Below are 16,969 nucleotides of genomic sequence, written 5' to 3'. Positions count from 1 at the left end.
TATTATCGCAATCTTTGACCGGAAACGCAACGCTCATGCGGCCAAATTAGGACGAATGACTAAATTGTTGCGGTGTCACTCCTTGCATCCCAATCATCGGGTCAATCGTCCCCGCCAAAACGAGGTCGGTCGTCAGCCGATAGTCCGGTGTCTCATTAGGCACCGATTCCGCAACTGGCGCTGCTGAATCCACTAATTTTGACGCTGCTTTACCGACACTCGTCGAAGCCTCCTTCTCTGCTACAGGTTTCGGTGAGACTGGTTTATCGGGTGCCAGCACCTTCTGAATCCGGGCCGTCAACGTCGTCCGTCGATTGACGGATAGATTAGTCACGCACGTTTCAAAGGCTTGGGGTTCCCCGACTAGAATTAACATATCGGCTGCCCGCGTCACCGCCGTGTATAACAGGTTGCGTTGGAGCATGCGCTGAAATTGGCTTACCATTGGCAGAATGACTAATTTAAATTCTGAACCTTGCGACTTGTGGATCGACATGCAGTAGGCCAAAGTCAACCGAATCCAGTCTTGACGAGCATATGTGACCTCCGTTTGCTCGAAGGCAATGGTGAGCTGATCGGTCTTGACCTCATTATGCTGATCGCTAGCCAGGTCAATCCCGGTGATGACCCCGATATCGCCGTTAAACACATTGTTTTCCGGGCTGTTGACCAAATGCAGGACCTTATCACCGATACGGAATTTCTGATGACGAAACTCCACTTGTTTCTGCCGCTCATTCTCATAAGGATTCAGGATTTCCTGCAGTATCTCATTCAAGTGGTCAATCCCAGCCACCCCGCGATACATTGGGGCCAACACCTGAATATCACTGGCAGAGAACCCCTTCGCATGAGCCTTCTGAACCACTTGTTGGATCACCGTTGCCACCTGCCCGGCATGACAGGCGAAGAACGACCGGTCGGGCTGATTCTTGGTGAAATCCATCGGCAACGTTCCGCCCTTGATGGCATGGGCCAAAGGAATAATCGATGACCCATCGCCCTGACGATAGATGGTTTCCAATTGGATTTTCGGTAACTTGTCACTGGCCAACAGGTCATGAAAGACCTGGCCAGGGCCTACCGATGGCAATTGGTCCTTATCCCCCACTAAAATAACTTGCATCCCTACTGGCACGGCTCGCAACAGGGTTTTCATTAGATAAACGTCGACCATGGAAACCTCATCGACAATCAGCAAGCCCCCCTCTAAGTCGTTGGTCGCGGCGGCATCGAGATCAGTCTCCCGACCGGTTAACCCCAATAGACGATGAATGGTGCTGGCTGGCAGATTGGTGGTTTCACTCATCCGTTTAGCCGCTCGTCCCGTTGGCGCTGCCAATAAAATGGGGAACGGTTGGTCTTTATAAGAGTTGATATCCAAGGAGACGTCATGCACCCGAGCATACAAATTAACCAAGCCCCGAATAATCGTGGTTTTCCCGGTCCCAGGACCCCCGGTTAATAGCATCACCCTGGCCTGAATGGCCGCCTTCAACGCCGCCATTTGCGAATCATCATAATCGATTTCTAGCTGTTTTTCTACCACGCGTAAATGTTTAGTTAAAGATTCATCGGAGAAACTCAGCGACTCGTCCGGAGCTTTCAAGAGCCGTTGCAAGTGTTCAGCAACCTGCCATTCAGCATCATAAAGTCCCTTCAGGTAAATCCGCTGGTCATCCCCAACCACCTTTTGTTGTTTTGCTAAGGTCAGCAGCTGATCCGCCAGTTTTTGGGGATCAAGGGCGACATTACGGGAATTTTCCAATAACGCCAAAGTTTGCCCCAACAATGGCTTAGCCGTGGTATAGGTGTCGCCATTGGCCGCAGATAAGTCATTCAGCGTCTGCAGCAGCCCCGCCTGGAGCCGTTCCGGTCGGTCCGCCGCATACCCCAACTGCGTGGCAATCTGATCAGCTCGCTTGAAGCTCACCCCACGAATGTCTTCCGCCAACTGGTAAGGATTCTCATGAATGACATCTAAGGTTTTTTCTTCATAACGCGCGTAAATTTCCGCGGCTAAGCTACTCCCAAAACCATAACCATTCAATCCAATGATGATTTGTTCCATCCCATTATTGATTTGCAACTGACCGACCAACATGGTCGACAGCTTACTCGATAAATGTAAGGGGGCGAGGACCGCACTATCGGCCAAAATTTTGTCAATGGCTTCGGTCCCCAAGGCGGTCACGATCTTAGTGGCGGTCTTTTTTCCAAGTCCCGGGAAATCATCCCCGCTGAGGTAAGCAACCAGCCCCTCCTTAGACGTTGGCGTTTCATTTTGATAATTGTCCGCCTGAAATTGCACGCCATACTTAGGATGTTCAACGCGCTTACCCGTGAAGCGATACTGCACATCATCCTTGATGTCCGCAAAGTTCCCGGTAACCACGATTTCATCCTCGTGCCAATCTAGACTAGTCTCGGCAACCTTGACTAACATCACTTTATAAAAACTATCATTACTAGCAAAGAAGACCGCACTAACGGAACCCACCACGTAATCAGCTTGGTGGTCCTGGTCGCCTGCAAATAAATCGAGTGATTCGGTTGCCATGAACTGTTCCTCCTATTTCTTCCCTGGGTGTCGTTGGGTCTGCACAAATTTTTCAATATCTGCGAGACGCTTCTGCCCCTTTTCAAAATAATTTGGATCCTGGTGCTTCGCCAACTTAAAGTATTGACCATATTCTTCGCCCTGAACCATGGCGACCAGTCCCCGATCAAAATTGGCTGCCCCGTTACCCGGTTGCAACTGTAATAATTGGTCATAATAGGTCGCTGCCTGTGCCATATTGCCCACGGCTAATAAGTTGCTAGCCACGACTTGGAGCGTGGCCGGATCTTGCGGTTGATTGGCAAGCGCCGTTAAGGCGAAGGCCAACGCCCGCTTGTGATCGCCGCTACCCATGTAGCTCTGCGCCACCATCAAGTAACCAGCGGCCTTCAAATCCTGATTCAACTGGTCAAACTCGGCGATTGCCTTACCATAGTCTTGAGCGGCATAGTAGACGTTTCCCAACCCATAATGCAACCGTTCAACGACCTTAGGTTGAGCTTGAAACAGCCCAAGCGCCTTCATCAACAGCTCCTCTGCCTGCGCATAGGAGTTCAGGTCAACCAGCACCGTGGCCAATTCATAATAGGCCTCACTGTTCCCAGGCTCTAAGGTAATCTTCTGTACCAATTCATGAACCATTTGTTCGGACCGTTTTTTATCTTGTTCGCGGCCAGATTGCTTCTTCTCTGTCATAAAATCTCCTATATTGTGTCCGTAGGGTCAGCCGTCTCCGTGAGAAAGCTGGTATCATTCCAATCGATCAACCGATAAGGCTGACCAGGTGCCGTCTCTAAGATCGTCACACTCGTATTGCGTAGCCCACCCCGGTGACGTAACGCTGCTAATGGCGTTGCGAGTAACGCATTCACTTCGGCATTTAGCGCAGCACCATGACTCACCACCAGAACGTTGTCATCGTCGCCAGGATTTGCGGCCACAATGGCTTCGATCCCGGGCGTCATGCGGGCAATCACCTCGCTAAAGGTTTCACCACCAATTCGATCAGTGCGGTATTGGTCCGGATGATTCCGGAAGCCATCCAACTCTTGGGGAAACTGGGCTTGCACGTCAACGAAGCGCATGCCCTCTAGCTTACCCAGATGAAATTCTTCGAGCCGGCTCATCAGGGTTAATGGAATGGCTTGATCCAGTTCTGCTAAGATGTGTTCGGCCGTCACCCGCGCTCGCTTAATGGGGCTAGCGTAAACGTGACGAAACGTGATTGGCTTCAGAAACTGACCCACTTGGCTCATCTGCTGATAGCTCTCGGCCAACAGTGGTGAATCACCACCGGCTCCCTGGAAACGCCCCTCTAGATTCCACTGCGTCTTACCGTGACGCACAAAGTATAATTTCAATTCAAAACAGCGTCCTTTCTGCGTCATACATACAGTCTATTATGCCAGTTTTGGCCGGGATTTCAAAGAATTCTCGGTCAAAAAAAGCCCGGCAGCGACAATCGTCGTTACCAGACTCGTTTAATTTAAATTAATTGTAATTCACGTTCCTGGTTGTAAGCCGCATCGATAATGGCACTCCCAAGGCACTCGTCACCACTGTAGAAGACCACGGCTTGGCCTGGAGTAATAGCACGAGCTGGATCGTCGAATTCCACCGTCACTTGTTGACCATCGTCACTCAAGTGGACGGTCACGCCGGTATCCTTTTGACGATAACGGAACTTCGCCGTGCAATGGAAATCGGAACCACGATCGATCGTGTTCACCCAATGAATGTCCGATGCAGACAGGTGGGTCGCGTACAGGTGTGGGTTATGGTAGCCCTTGCCGACATAGAGCACGTTCTTCTCTAAGTCCTTACCGATAACAAACCAAGGTTCATTGTCGATCCCATCGCCACCGATGCCCAAGCCCTTCCGTTGGCCGATGGTGTAATACATCAGCCCAGCATGTTGGCCCTTCACCTCGCCATCAACGGTCATCATCTTACCGGCCTTTGCAGGTAAGTAGTGATTCAAGAAGTCCTTGAAGTGGCCCTTTTCACCGATGAAGCAGATCCCCATGGAATCCTTCTTTTCAGCGGTGGCCAAACCGGCCTTCTTGGCAATTTCCCGAACTTGTGGCTTAACCAAGTCCCCAATTGGGAACATAACTCGGTCTAGTTGCGCCGTCGATAATTGACTCAAGAAGTAGGTTTGGTCCTTATTCTGGTCAACAGCCCGCATCAAGTGAGCATGACCATCTTCATCGCGGGTCAGTTGTGCATAGTGACCGGTTGCAATGTAGTCAGCGCCCAATTCGATCGCGTAATCGAGGAAGGCCTTGAACTTAATTTCCTTATTGCAAATAACGTCGGGGTTCGGCGTCCGTCCCTTCTTGTATTCATCCAAGAAGTAAGTAAACACCCGGTCCCAGTATTCCTTTTCGAAGTTGACTGAGTAATAAGGAATACCAATCTTCGCTGCAACTTTCGCAACATCCTTGTAGTCCTCGGTAGCGGTACAGACACCATTCTCGTCTGTATCGTCCCAGTTCTTCATGAAGACACCGACCACGTCATAACCCTGTTGCTTTAAACGCAAGGCCACGACGGAGGAATCGACACCACCACTCATACCAACGACAACTCGAATCTTACTGTTGTCCTGCATGGTATCACCATCATTTCTATCAGATTCTGGAGAATCTACGATTTGAAGGTCGCATAAATCCAGTATGGTTAAGTTTACCCATAATAACGGTGTTTTGCAAGCCTGGTGTTCCCTCCCCAATGGTAAATAAAAAGCCCAGGAGTTAATCCCAGACTTAATCAATTAAGCTTTGATTTGTAGAATCTCGCGGTCAATTAAGTTCTGCAGGATAAAATGATATTGTTCCACATTACCCTCAGCATGTGTGCCCTTGAAGATGTTGACGCGGCTGTTACCGGAAGCATTCGTCGTGGCCATCTTGAATCCACTCAGATCCTTGGCAACTGTCACTCGCAACATCTGATTCTTATTATAAGGAGACGTTGGGTCCACAGAACGTTCCAACACATAGTTGCCGGCATTTGAAATTTGAAACCCGACATCCTTCAAGGCATAGGATTTAATGTTGGGATGGAGTTCATAAGTATCCGTGTCACCATCAATTTTCATGGTTTTACCAAATAACATTTTACTTCACCTCGCTGTGAGAAAGTCTGGCCACAATTGCGGCCACGTTGTCGACAAATGCGGTGATTTCAGCACTCGTCGTCTGCCGACCAAAGGACAACCGAATTGACTCGGCAATCCGCGGACTGTCAGCCCCAAACATGGCGGTCAAGACGTGTGACGGTTCGATCGAACCGGCGGTACAGGCCGACCCACCGGAAACCGCGATGCCTGCCAAATCCAGGTTGGTCTGCATAACATAGGTTGAAATACCTTTGATCCACAGGTTCAGGACGTGCTCGAGGTTCTCACCTTCGAGAGAACCATTAATTTCAAAGTCCACGCCTTTATCGCGTAGGTCCTGAACCACCTGGTCTTTGAAGCCATGGAACCGTTCGCGCTTCTCAGCCTTAGCTTCGGGCGTCAAGAGCTTAGCGGCGGTCGCAAAGGCCGCGATCGCTGGCACGTTTTCAGTTCCGGCCCGTCGTTTCTCTTCTTGGTCGCCCCCTTTGATCAAGCTGGGAAAGTTAACCCCTTCACGCTTGTAAAGGAACCCAATCATCTTAGGCCCATTAATCTTGTGGGCCGACGTGGACAACATATCGATATGATCGCGGTCAACATCAATGTCTAAGGAACCATAAGCCTGAACCGCATCCGTATGGAACCAAGCCTGATGGTCCTTTAAGATCTCACCGATTTCATGAATCGGCATCCGGCTCCCAACCTCGTTGTTCCCCATCATGATGGTCACTAAGATCGTCTCGTCATCGAGTGCCGCCTTGAAATCTTCCAGGCTAATCCGACCATGCTCGTCGACCGGTAGATAGGTTACCCGGAAGCCCTCTTTTTCTAAGGCGTGTAACGGTCGTAACACGGCCTCATGTTCGATGGCCGTGGTAATAATATGTTTGCCCAACGCCTGACGGGTGTGCGCCGTTTGAGTAATGGCCGTGTTATCACTTTCACTCCCACCACTCGTGAAAATAATCTCTTCATCACTGTCGGCATGAATACTGTCGGCGATAACCTGACGACTATTTTCCATGAGCGTGTGGGCCTGACGACCTAATCCATAAAGCGTTGACGCGTTGCCATAGACGTTGGCCAACTTATCCGTCATTTCGGCCAACACCTCAGGCGCCATGGGCGTCGTGGCAGCATTGTCCAGGTAGATCTCCTGGGCAGTCTGATTGTTATCTACATGAACCTCTTGCACCTTTAAAACCTCCTGAATGAGTCTGCTAGTTCTGATCGGCTAGCAGCGCCAGTAACATCTGTGCGGAACGGTGGCCCGCATCAATAATAAAGTCATCAAAATCAACGCCAGAGTTATTATCGGCATTGTCAGACATGGCTCGAACAACGACGTAAGGAATGTCAAATTGATGGGCCACTTGACCGACAGCGGCCCCTTCCATTTCACCAGATAAGGCATCTGGGAAGTATTCAAGAATCGTCTTAGCTGCGGTTGGGCCGTTAAGGAATTGGTCACCGGAAACAATCAAGCCTAACTTGGTCGTCAGACCCGTTTCCCCAGCCGCTGCCACAATCGCCTTGCCCCACTTTTCGGAAGCCGCAAAGCGAGCGGGTTGTTGGGGTAATTGACCATACTCGTAGCCAAAGGCCCGGGCATCGGCATCATGATAGGCCGTCTCCGTAGAAACCACGATGTCCCCGATCTTGAGGCCACCAGCCAAGGCACCGGCCGACCCCGAATTGATAACTAGATCAACGTTGAATTGGGTAATTAATAAAGCGGTCGTTAAGCCCGCCTCGACTTTACCAATTCCGGAACGAACCATGACCACCTGTTGGCCCTTGATCGTGCCAGAGTAAAAAATAATTCCGTGAATATCTGTTGTTTTCGCGCCATCAAGGGCTTCACGAAGTTCCTTGATTTCTTCTTCCATAGCGCAAATAATGCCAAATGTCATGCTAAATTTCCACTCCTCTTAGTCCACAAAAAACAAAATTAAGTAGACCACAATAATTAATAACACCAGCCAAAAAATGGCCCAGTTCAGCCGTCGGCCCAAGCGTTGTTGCCTATCATCAACCGGTTTTACCCGTTGTTCGCTGTCGCCTGAGTCATCAGCCGGCAACGAACCACCGTGGGTCCGCGCATACTCTCTTTCAACCTGAACCCGTTTGCGGTCCCGTTCCTGAAAGTCCTTCTCCGCTTGCTCCTGCTCACGTCGATAGTCGGCTCGGGTCTTTGGCCGGTCATTGTCGTGTTCATCATCTGAATACATCGCGCTCACCTACTTCTGTAATAGCCAGTAATAGATGGCTGTAATTGTCTTGGCATCGTTAATCTCACCACTCGCAATCATTGCTTGTGCTTGATCCTTGGTGACGGTTAACAACTCTAGATTTTCTCCTTGGTCCCGTGGCAATTTCGTGGTAACGGGCGTTAAGTCCGTTGCCAAAAAAAGCGTCATGTATTCATCGGAAAAACCGACGCTAGAATAAAATCCAGTAATTCGTTTTAATTGGCCGGGTTGGTAACGAATCTCTTCGTTCAATTCACGAATCACGGCGTGTTCCACATCATCGGCATCTCGGCTGTCTAGCTTTCCTGCCGGGATCTCCAAGGTTGCGGCCGCGATTGGTGCCCGCCATTGTCGTTCCAAAATCATTTTATTGTCGTCCGTCAGTGCCAAGACACCCACGGCACCTGAATGACGAACGATTTCTCTGGCGGCCTGGTCACCATTTGGCAGCCGCACTTGTTGGCGTTCTAACTTCACAATCACGCCGTCATAAAGGACCTCGGTTGATTCAACGTGTTCTTCTAAGTCCATGTTAAACCTCCTCGGTCGACCCGGTAACCACTGGGGTTACCTTTGCCGCTTGGGGGCCACGCTTGCCTTCGACAATCACGAACTGAACCGTTTGACCAGCCTCTAATTTACGGAACCCTTCGCCTTCACCGACGATGCCAGTGTAATAGACAAAGATGTCGCCATCTTCAGGAGTAGTAATGAAGCCAAACCCCCGTTGTTCGTTATAACTTTTTACTTTACCGGTTAACATGGTATTCCCTCCCATACATAGCACAAATTATACTCGCTTGATTGGTCGACCGCAAACGATGGTCTTCACAACCAGCTCAATCTCATAACCAGCAAAAAAGCGGTCAGGACCAGGTCCCAACCGCCCACTCACTATTGTGAGTCAATTCATTATTTTTCCTCAAAGCCTTCGGTCGCCGTTTCAGGATAGTTTTCCCGAACAATAGCGGCACAACGGGCACAGAAGTGAGGGTAATCAGTATCGCTACCCACGTCTTCCTTCGTCAAACGACAACGTTCACAGACCTCGCCGGTCGCCGGTGTAACCTTAACGGCTAGGTGGTCAAAGCTTAAAGCATCGGCCGGAGCAGCATCTAGGTCAGCCACGTCCAAACCGGAAACCAATAAGATCTGTTGCACATCGACGTTCAAGGTATTCAGCAGGCCCTTGGTGTCGGCATCCAGATACAAGTCCAGGTGGGCTTCGGCAGCCTTCCCGATCAGCTTAGCATCTCGGGCTTCTTCCAACGCCTTCAAGACATGGCTCCGTAAAGTCATGAAGTGGTCCCAAGCAGATTTGTGCTCGGTATCTTCAACTTCCACACTGTCGTTCATGTCGAGGACAACCGGCATCTCTGCCAATTGAACGAAGTCTTCTGGTTCTTTCAAGAAGCCCCAAATTTCTTCCGCCGTATGTGGCAAGATTGGCGTGATGAGCTTCGTCAACGATACGGCAATTTGGTAGAACACCGTTTGCATCGAACGACGAGCTGGACTGTTTTCAGCCTCGATGTACAAAACATCCTTGGCAAAGTCCAAGTAGAATGCGGACAGGTCCGTCACCACGAAGTTGATGAGTTCTTTGTAGATATTCAAGAAGTCATAGTTTTCGTAATGCGCCTTGACACTCTTGGTAAATTCGTTAAGTTGATACAGCATGTGGCGGTCAACCGTCGTTAACTGATCAAAGTCGACGGCATCCTTTTCAGGATCGAAGTCGCTGGTGTTTGCCAACAGGTACCGCATCGTGTTCCGTAGTTTCTTGTAGCTGTCGGAAATCTTGACAAAGGCTTCCGTTGAGACCCGGATGTCAGCCGATGAATCCACTGAGGCCACCCAGAGACGGACAATGTCAGCACCCATCTTGTCGATGATTTCTGAAGGGGCAATCGTATTGCCAAGTGACTTGGACATCTTGTGACCGTCCTTGTCCAAGGTGAACCCTTGAGACACAATTTGCTTGTATGGTGCCTTACCAGTAGCGGCAACACTCGTAATTAAGCTAGAGTTGAACCAGCCACGATATTGGTCAGACCCTTCCAGATATAGGTCAGCAGGAAAGTCGAGGTAATCCCGTTCCGCCAAGACCCCTTGGTGTGAGGAACCGGAATCGAACCAAACATCCATGATATCAGTTTCCTTGGTGAATTCACCGTGGGGTGAATGCTCACTGGTAAAGCCTGCTGGTAAGAGATCCTTAGCCTCGCGCTTAAACCAAATGTTAGACCCGTATTGGCCAAACAAGTCAGCCACGTGGTCAACCGTTTCCGGCGTGATAATTGCTTCACCATCTTCACCATAGAAGATTGGCAATGGCACACCCCAGACCCGTTGACGGGAGATAACCCAGTCGCCACGGTCCTTGATCATGTTTTCCAAGCGACGCTTGCCCCAATCTGGTTGGAACTTAACGTCTTGCAAGGCATCCAAGATCTCATCCCGCATCTTATCAACTGAGGCAAACCATTGTGGTGTAGCCCGGAAGATCACGGGCTTTTTGGTCCGCCAATCAAATGGATAGCTATGTTCATAAGGCATGTACTTCAGTAGGACATTCGCATCCTTTAGCTTGTCCAAGGCAATTTGGTTAGCATCTTCATAGAAGACACCATCAAAGTCGGGACCAGCCTCTGCGGTCATGTATCCTTGGTCATTAACTGGCACGATGACTGGTAGATGGTATTGCGCACCAACATTAAAGTCATCCTCACCAAGTCCTGGAGCAGTATGAACCAAACCAGTCCCAGATTCAGTTGTCACGAAGTCGCCAAGCATCACCACTAACTTGCGATCAGCGATGAACGGGTGCTGGGCGGTAATGTTTTCCATCTCCTGGCCCATGACCGTCTTCAAAACCTTAACGTCTTCCCAACCAAACCGTTCGGCATTTTCATCAACTAAGTCCTTAGCCAAAAGGAACTTGCGATCCTCGCCGGCTGGCTGAACAACGGCGTATTCAATCCCAGCGTCGATCGTGATCCCCTCTGATGCAGGAATCGTCCAAGGTGTGGTTGTCCAAACAACCATGTAAGTATCGTCGTCCAGGACGCCCTTACCATCGACCACCTTTTCACCAAAGAAGGCGGATGGTGACGTCACATCATGGTATTCGACCTCGGCTTCCGCCATAGCGGATTCAGATGACCATGACCAGTAAACCGGCTTCTTGCCCTTGTAGATCAGGCCACGCTTGGCAAATTCTCCAAAGACTCGAACTTCGGCCGCTTCGAACTCAGGCTTTAACGTTAAGTATGGGTTATCCCATTCGGCGGAAACTCCTAACCGTTTGAACCCTTCGCGTTGTAAATCAACCTGCTTCAAAGCGTATTCGCGACAAAGGTCACGGAAGTCCGCCGTGGACATCTTCTTCCGGTCGTACCCGGCCTTAGTCAATTGTTGTTCAATCGGTAAACCATGAGTATCCCAGCCGGGAACATAGGGTGCCCGGTAGCCACTCATCGACTTGTAACGAACGATGATGTCCTTAGAAATTTTGTTCAACGCATGGCCCATGTGAATTGGTCCATTGGCGTAAGGAGGGCCATCATGCAAAATGAAGGTTGGCTTCCCTTCATTTAACTTTTGCCGGGCTTCATAAAGCTTATTTTCGGCCCACAGACTTTGCCGTTCAACTTCTTTAACCGGCAAGTTACCGCGCATTTTGAATTTAGTTTTGCCCAAGTTCAATGTGTCCTTTACTCGCATACTGTTTGTCCTCCTTGATTATTTATCGGTTGGTGAACCGGTGAGCTCAGGTTGCCATTAACCTCAGCTCACCGGTCAACCAGCCTCTTCTAAAACTACTTACTGGTCCACACTAAGTGAACGCCATTTACGCCTTAATTCACGTAACCACGCGAACCACAAACAAAAAGACTCCGCCCCAGCAGGGACGAAGTCATTCGTGGTACCACCCAAATTCAGAAGGTGTCGCGACACCTTCCCTCGGACGCCGTAACGGGGCGGAGCCGTGATGACTTACTCACTTCAGTCATCAACCTATGAGAATGATACCCGATCAAGAAGTTACGGTGTCAGCCTTACACTGTCGCTGACTCGCTGGGCCCGGCTTCTTAAGGGTGCGTTTCTCTCGCTTTATTTATCGTTATTGTGGTCAAAATGTGGATCGTCGTTATCTGGGAAGATAACGACGGTTTCCCCACTGTCATCGGCGGCATCAGTGACCGGCGCTTCTGCAACTGGTTGGTCATCAGCTGTCGCTGAATTTGAGTCTACGCCTTGGGCTACCGCGTTGTCAAGCCGGTCACCAACGACCTTCTTGATTTCTTCGTAGCTGGACATGGACCCTTCCTTTAACAAGCTGTCCCAATCATTGGACTTAACCACTTCCAACTGGCTTTCGAGCATAACCTGCAATCGTTGCCGGAAGACCCGGGTACTCTTCTTCAAATCATCGGTTTCAACCGCTAACTTCTTAGCTCGCTTGGAAGCTTCAGCCATAATTTGGTTGCCTTTATTGGTAGCTTCAGAAACGATGTCGGAACTTTGCTTTTGGGCTTCACGAATGATGATTTCGGATTCCTTTTGGGAATTAGCCTTAACCTTATCGGCAGCTTCTTGAGCAACCAAGATTGATTGGTTCAGGGAGTCCTTCAGGTCGTTAAAGTACTTCAACTTTTCATTGGCAGCATCGAGCTGTTCTTCCAAATCCTTATTGTTGTTTAACGTGATTTGGTAGTCCTTGATGACTTGATCCAAAAAATCATTGACCTCATCAACATTGTAACCCCGCATCTTGGTTCCAAATTCTTTATTATGAATATCTAATGGACTTAATACCATAACACTGTTCCCTCCGCATCTATTTCTTCAGCACCGCTAAGGTGACCCGAATCTTATCTTTTTTGGTTTTACCTGCGACTTCATTCAATCGAATTCGACCAAAGCCACGGACGGAAACAATGTCCGCCACATCAAGATCGTAATCCGGTTTCTGAGTCTCGGCCCAGTTGATTCGTACTCGGCCCGCCTCAATTAATTCCTTGGAACGGTGTCGGGACAAATGAAACCCGGTTCCAACAATATTGTCTAACCGCAGTGACGTTAAGGTGGCACTCTCGCTCTCCCACTCATTCATGGGCACCACTAGATCCGCCAAGTCCATCGGTTTCAACCGGGACTTAACCTTCCCGATCCGGTCAACCTGACTCACGAGATAATCCGCCATGGATTGTTCAGTAATCACTTGCCACCCTTCACCATCGGTTAATATATCGCCTAGAACTTCGCGTTCAATACCAGCACCCAATAAGGTCCCTAAGACCTGACTGTGATGTAGTCGTGCAAACTTAAGGGGATAATCAACCTTTAAGGCCGCCAGTTCAAAGTCGGCCGCCTCTGGCTCATAATAATCCGGGTAAAACAACCCACGCTGCATCTCGGCACCAGTATGCCCACCATCAAAACGAATATGTAAGTCGGCTCGATGAGCCAACGTGGTTGCAATATAGACCTGGCGAGGATTCAAGAAGTGGGTAAGAACGGGGCGATATTCGTCTTGAACCTGCTGAATCCACCCACCGACAGCATCAATGAATGGGCCTTCGTCTGGCCGAAAATGCTGTGTAATATTCTCATCCAATCAAGCCACCTCCCTCACGGCTATCGCATGTGTGTTAAAACGATTAGTGCCAAGTACCTTAAACCATTCTGAACGATCGACAACACAATGATGGCCGCGATCGGCCCAAGACCAATGGGACCAACCGAAATGAAATCAAAGTATCGTAGGAACGGCAAGACGAGCCGCCCGACAATTTGACCAAACTTAGACTGATAACCTCCCGGTAACCAACTGAGCAAGGCCCAAATCACGATAAGAACCGTGTAGGCACTCACCAACCAGATCAGTGCTTGAAAGATTAAAGTTACAATTTGTACCACAACGTCGCTCCTTTATTGCTTGAACTGAGTGCCTAGGTTAGCCGCAACGTCGCCACTAACCTCAAAGTTATGCGGCGCACAAAGAAAGATTTGTTCTCCAATACGCTGGATTTCGCCACCCACGGCATAGGCCGTACCGTTTAAAAAATCCACGATTCGTTGGGCCTGGGTCTCATCAACCCGCGCGAAGTTCACGATCACCGCATCCCCTGCCGTGATTTGCTTGGCAATGGACTTGGCATCCGAGTAGATTCGTGGTTCACAAATTGCAATGTGACTCGTGTTTGGCTTGGCTGAATGCATCGCAACCACCTTCCGACTATCAACTGGTCGACTAGGAGCTGCCGGTGCTGGCTTCGCTACTGGAACAGGATCGTCCTGGTAGTCTTCGTCATAATCATCGTTCATTCCAAAAAACTTGCTTAGACTAAACTTCTCCGCCATCGTTAGCCACTCCTCTCAATACGCATTCAAGCAAATTGTTACTTACGACGCCGCTTGAAGAATGGTGGGGTATCCTCACTCTTTTGATCATCTGCGGCACTCGTATCGTTAGAACTTGGGTTAAAAATATTAAAATCTGGCTTATCAACGCCGGCAAATTCATCACTGTCAGAACTCTTCTTAGGCTCTGGACGGTGCGCTGGTTCGCGGATATCCCAGTTGCCAAATGGGTCTTTATCTTGGCTCTGACCATTGCCAGCGGCTTGGTCATCGTCAGATGTAACCCGTTGCTGACCTTCACGCCGGGCAACCCGACTATGTTGGGCAGCTTCGCGTTCTTCCTTCTTCTTATCGATTCCAGTCGCAATAACTGTGACCCGAACCTCATCACCCAGGTCTTCGTCAATGGACGTCCCGAAGATGATGTTAACGTCACTGGTAGCAGCATCGGAAACAATTTGTGAAGCAGCTTGAGCTTCAAACAAGGACAGGTCTGGCCCACCTGTAATGTTCAAGAGGACCTGTTCGGCACCGTCGATGGAAACCTCCAACAATGGTGAAGAAATGGCCTTCTTGGTGGCATCCTCGGTCCGGTTTTCACCGTTAGCAGAGCCAATTCCCATTAAAGCAGAACCTTGGTCCTTCATGACCGTCTTGACGTCGGCAAAGTCCAAGTTAACGTAGCCGGGGCTCGTAATCAGATCAGAGATCCCCTGGACCCCTTGCCGTAAGACGTTGTCGGCTTCTTGGAAGGCTTCCATCATTGGTGTCTTTTTGTCGACAATTTCAAGTAAGCGGTTGTTAGCAATGACGATTAACGTGTCCACGTTCTCCTTCATTGCCGCAACGCCCTCAGCGGCGAAACGACCGCGCCGTGGGCCTTCAAAACTGAATGGCCGGGTAACAACCCCAACCGTCAGTGCACCGCTCTCCTTGGCGATTTTAGCCACGATAGGGGCAGCCCCGTTACCGGTACCACCGCCCATGCCGGCAGTCACGAAGACCATATCGGCACCTTCGAGGGCCTCCGTGATGGCTTCTTCGCTTTCTTCAGCGGCCTTCGCCCCCACTTCTGGGTTGGCCCCTGCGCCGAGACCCTTGGTCAGTTTCGGCCCGAGTTGGATCTTGGTTTCAGCCTTTGAGGCTTCCAGAGCTTGAACATCCGTGTTAGCCACGATAAATTCGACACCCTTAACATCTTCAGCAATCATCCGGTTAACGGCGTTGTTGCCACCGCCACCGACACCAATCACCTTGATGACTGCGCCATTATTCTGTGCAGAATCTAGTGAATATTCCATTTGTCTTATTCCTCCATCTCGCGTTAGTCGAAGAAGTCACTGAAGAACTTCTTGAACCCTTCGGACCGATTCTTCTTGGGTTTGCTTGCCTTTGCTTTAGCCTGACGAGGTTGTTCGGACGTTGTCGTCGCAGCCTCACTGGCTTGTTCACGCTGACGAAGCTCATCGGTTTCGTCGGCTAATTGGGTGGAGCCGGTCAACGCACTCTTGATGAGCAGATCGATCTCACTCAGCCCCCCAAAGTATTTAACAAACGCCAGCGCCAAAGTGAATGACGGGTGACGTAGGCCCATCTGATCCGGGACGTAGACCCGAACGTGGGTGCCAAATTCCTCAGTTGCTAGTTCCGTGATGCCTGGTAAAGCCGAAACCCCACCGGTCAACACAATACCCCCAGGCAATTCTAAGGCTTGGACCTCATCTAAGTTCGTCCGTAGACGTTCGAAGACTTGATTCAGCCGTGCTTCAATTATTTCTGCTAAGTATTTTTCTGAAATCGGTGTTGGCTGGCTTTGCCCCACCACATCGACTGGGAATTCGTCCTCTTCGCTAGCTTGCGTTGAGTCCGCATAACCGTAGTCGCGCTTGAGCTTTTCTGCACTATCCAAAGACGTATTCAACACGACAGAGATATCCTTCGTGATGAATTGGCCCCCTTCTTGGTCAACATCGATGTACTTCAGCTGGTGATCGTGAATAACGGCTGCCGTTGATTGACCTCCCCCGAGATCGATCAATACCGTGCCGAAATCTTGCTCACCATCGTTCATGACCATCATGCCTTGCGCCATCGGATTGATGACCGTTCCCCGCAGGTGCAAGCCCGCCTGTTCGACGGCCTTACGGGTATTGTGCATGATAGTCTTAGGACCCGTGAATAGCGTCCCATGCAACTCGAGGCGGACACCAACCATGCCCCGCGGGTCTTTAATCCCATCGAAACCGTCGACAACAAACTCGTCGGCTAGGATATCCACAACTTCCCGCTCTGGCGACAAGTTTTGAATCAACGCTGCGGTTGCGACGCTTCGAACATCCCGTCCCGTAATTTCACGAGACTGGTCATCGATAGCAATCATGCCGCTACAAGGCTCAATTTTTAACATATTTGCGGGAATTCCCACAATCACATCATGAATCTCGATACTAGCCTTTTCTTCGGCCTGACGAACGGCCCGCTGAATGGCTTCAGCGGCCTTGTCAATATCCACGATAACACCGCGATTGACACCACTTGAGCGTTCGTTACCCACACCAATAACGTTCATTTGCCCTTTAACATTCTCAGCAACAATGACTTTTATTGAGGTGGTTCCTATATCGAGACCTACGTACATCCCTGAATTATCCATAGAAAAAGGAA

Annotated in this window: 17 protein-coding genes; all 17 read right to left on the bottom strand. The window is 49.9% G+C overall.

Annotated features, from left to right (window positions below):
• Positions 1–46: 46 nt before the first annotated feature.
• On the bottom strand, positions 47–2,560 hold the full coding sequence (gene recD2 / locus LSE01S_RS01620; RefSeq protein ID WP_061775890.1) for an SF1B family DNA helicase RecD2: 2,514 nt from the start codon (positions 2,558–2,560) through the stop codon (positions 47–49).
• A 12-nt stretch (positions 2,561–2,572) separates the two neighbouring features.
• Positions 2,573–3,256: a tetratricopeptide repeat protein gene (locus LSE01S_RS01615; protein ID WP_061775889.1), complete on the bottom strand. Its 684-nt coding sequence runs from the start codon at positions 3,254–3,256 to the stop codon at positions 2,573–2,575.
• An 8-nt stretch (positions 3,257–3,264) separates the two neighbouring features.
• Positions 3,265–3,948 (bottom strand): histidine phosphatase family protein, encoded by a 684-nt coding sequence (locus LSE01S_RS01610; protein WP_061775888.1) that lies wholly within the window; start codon positions 3,946–3,948, stop codon positions 3,265–3,267.
• A 98-nt stretch (positions 3,949–4,046) separates the two neighbouring features.
• Positions 4,047–5,174, bottom strand: coding sequence for a tRNA 2-thiouridine(34) synthase MnmA (gene mnmA / locus LSE01S_RS01605; RefSeq protein ID WP_061775887.1), 1,128 nt, complete (start codon positions 5,172–5,174; stop codon positions 4,047–4,049).
• A gap of 162 nt (positions 5,175–5,336) precedes the next feature.
• A complete protein-coding gene (locus tag LSE01S_RS01600; RefSeq protein WP_061775886.1) occupies positions 5,337–5,681 on the bottom strand; it encodes a DUF1831 domain-containing protein in 345 nt (114 codons plus the stop codon).
• Between the two features lies 1 nt (position 5,682).
• Positions 5,683–6,807, bottom strand: coding sequence for a cysteine desulfurase family protein (locus LSE01S_RS01595; protein ID WP_061775984.1), 1,125 nt, complete (start codon positions 6,805–6,807; stop codon positions 5,683–5,685).
• Between the two features lie 97 nt (positions 6,808–6,904).
• The gene (locus LSE01S_RS01590; protein WP_061775885.1) at positions 6,905–7,597 is read right to left on the bottom strand and encodes a 5'-methylthioadenosine/adenosylhomocysteine nucleosidase; all 693 of its coding nucleotides are present in this window, start codon (positions 7,595–7,597) and stop codon (positions 6,905–6,907) included.
• Positions 7,598–7,615: 18 nt separating this feature from the next.
• Complete coding sequence (locus LSE01S_RS01585) at positions 7,616–7,915, bottom strand: hypothetical protein (RefSeq protein WP_061775884.1); 300 nt, start codon at positions 7,913–7,915, stop codon at positions 7,616–7,618.
• A gap of 9 nt (positions 7,916–7,924) precedes the next feature.
• Complete coding sequence (locus LSE01S_RS01580; RefSeq protein ID WP_061775883.1) at positions 7,925–8,467, bottom strand: NUDIX hydrolase; 543 nt, start codon at positions 8,465–8,467, stop codon at positions 7,925–7,927.
• Position 8,468: 1 nt separating this feature from the next.
• A complete protein-coding gene (locus LSE01S_RS01575) occupies positions 8,469–8,699 on the bottom strand; it encodes a cold-shock protein (protein ID WP_061775882.1) in 231 nt (76 codons plus the stop codon).
• Between the two features lie 149 nt (positions 8,700–8,848).
• Complete coding sequence (gene ileS, locus LSE01S_RS01570) at positions 8,849–11,662, bottom strand: isoleucine--tRNA ligase (protein ID WP_061775881.1); 2,814 nt, start codon at positions 11,660–11,662, stop codon at positions 8,849–8,851.
• A 390-nt stretch (positions 11,663–12,052) separates the two neighbouring features.
• The gene (locus LSE01S_RS01565) at positions 12,053–12,760 is read right to left on the bottom strand and encodes a DivIVA domain-containing protein (protein ID WP_061775880.1); all 708 of its coding nucleotides are present in this window, start codon (positions 12,758–12,760) and stop codon (positions 12,053–12,055) included.
• A 19-nt stretch (positions 12,761–12,779) separates the two neighbouring features.
• Positions 12,780–13,559, bottom strand: a complete 780-nt coding sequence (locus LSE01S_RS01560) for a YlmH family RNA-binding protein (protein ID WP_061775879.1) — start codon at positions 13,557–13,559, stop codon at positions 12,780–12,782.
• Between the two features lie 20 nt (positions 13,560–13,579).
• The gene (locus tag LSE01S_RS01555) at positions 13,580–13,861 is read right to left on the bottom strand and encodes a YggT family protein (protein ID WP_061775878.1); all 282 of its coding nucleotides are present in this window, start codon (positions 13,859–13,861) and stop codon (positions 13,580–13,582) included.
• 12 nt (positions 13,862–13,873) lie between these two features.
• Positions 13,874–14,305, bottom strand: coding sequence for a cell division protein SepF (locus LSE01S_RS01550; protein WP_061775877.1), 432 nt, complete (start codon positions 14,303–14,305; stop codon positions 13,874–13,876).
• Positions 14,306–14,343: 38 nt separating this feature from the next.
• Complete coding sequence (gene ftsZ / locus LSE01S_RS01545) at positions 14,344–15,606, bottom strand: cell division protein FtsZ (protein WP_061775876.1); 1,263 nt, start codon at positions 15,604–15,606, stop codon at positions 14,344–14,346.
• 23 nt (positions 15,607–15,629) lie between these two features.
• Entirely contained in the window at positions 15,630–16,958 is a 1,329-nt protein-coding gene (gene ftsA, locus LSE01S_RS01540) for a cell division protein FtsA (RefSeq protein ID WP_061775875.1), read from the bottom strand.
• Between the last annotated feature and the right edge of the window lie 11 nt (positions 16,959–16,969).

The organism is Levilactobacillus senmaizukei DSM 21775 = NBRC 103853, assembly GCF_001592085.1.
In the GTDB taxonomy this organism is placed as follows: Bacteria; Bacillota; Bacilli; order Lactobacillales; family Lactobacillaceae; genus Levilactobacillus; species Levilactobacillus senmaizukei.
This window is presented reverse-complemented; position numbering and strand designations above follow the sequence as displayed.

Coding starts and splice junctions, on each gene's coding strand:
- LSE01S_RS01610 (WP_061775888.1), bottom strand. CDS start 3,948: ATGACGCAGAAAGGACGCTGTTTTGAATTGAAATTATACTTTGTGCGT.
- recD2 (WP_061775890.1), bottom strand. CDS start 2,560: ATGGCAACCGAATCACTCGATTTATTTGCAGGCGACCAGGACCACCAA.
- LSE01S_RS01585 (WP_061775884.1), bottom strand. CDS start 7,915: ATGTATTCAGATGATGAACACGACAATGACCGGCCAAAGACCCGAGCC.
- LSE01S_RS01580 (WP_061775883.1), bottom strand. CDS start 8,467: ATGGACTTAGAAGAACACGTTGAATCAACCGAGGTCCTTTATGACGGC.
- LSE01S_RS01565 (WP_061775880.1), bottom strand. CDS start 12,760: ATGGTATTAAGTCCATTAGATATTCATAATAAAGAATTTGGAACCAAG.
- LSE01S_RS01575 (WP_061775882.1), bottom strand. CDS start 8,699: ATGTTAACCGGTAAAGTAAAAAGTTATAACGAACAACGGGGGTTTGGC.
- LSE01S_RS01550 (WP_061775877.1), bottom strand. CDS start 14,305: ATGGCGGAGAAGTTTAGTCTAAGCAAGTTTTTTGGAATGAACGATGAT.
- ftsZ (WP_061775876.1), bottom strand. CDS start 15,606: ATGGAATATTCACTAGATTCTGCACAGAATAATGGCGCAGTCATCAAG.
- LSE01S_RS01600 (WP_061775886.1), bottom strand. CDS start 5,681: ATGTTATTTGGTAAAACCATGAAAATTGATGGTGACACGGATACTTAT.
- ileS (WP_061775881.1), bottom strand. CDS start 11,662: ATGCGAGTAAAGGACACATTGAACTTGGGCAAAACTAAATTCAAAATG.
- mnmA (WP_061775887.1), bottom strand. CDS start 5,174: ATGCAGGACAACAGTAAGATTCGAGTTGTCGTTGGTATGAGTGGTGGT.
- LSE01S_RS01590 (WP_061775885.1), bottom strand. CDS start 7,597: ATGACATTTGGCATTATTTGCGCTATGGAAGAAGAAATCAAGGAACTT.
- LSE01S_RS01615 (WP_061775889.1), bottom strand. CDS start 3,256: ATGACAGAGAAGAAGCAATCTGGCCGCGAACAAGATAAAAAACGGTCC.
- LSE01S_RS01595 (WP_061775984.1), bottom strand. CDS start 6,807: ATGGCGCCTGAGGTGTTGGCCGAAATGACGGATAAGTTGGCCAACGTC.
- ftsA (WP_061775875.1), bottom strand. CDS start 16,958: ATGGATAATTCAGGGATGTACGTAGGTCTCGATATAGGAACCACCTCA.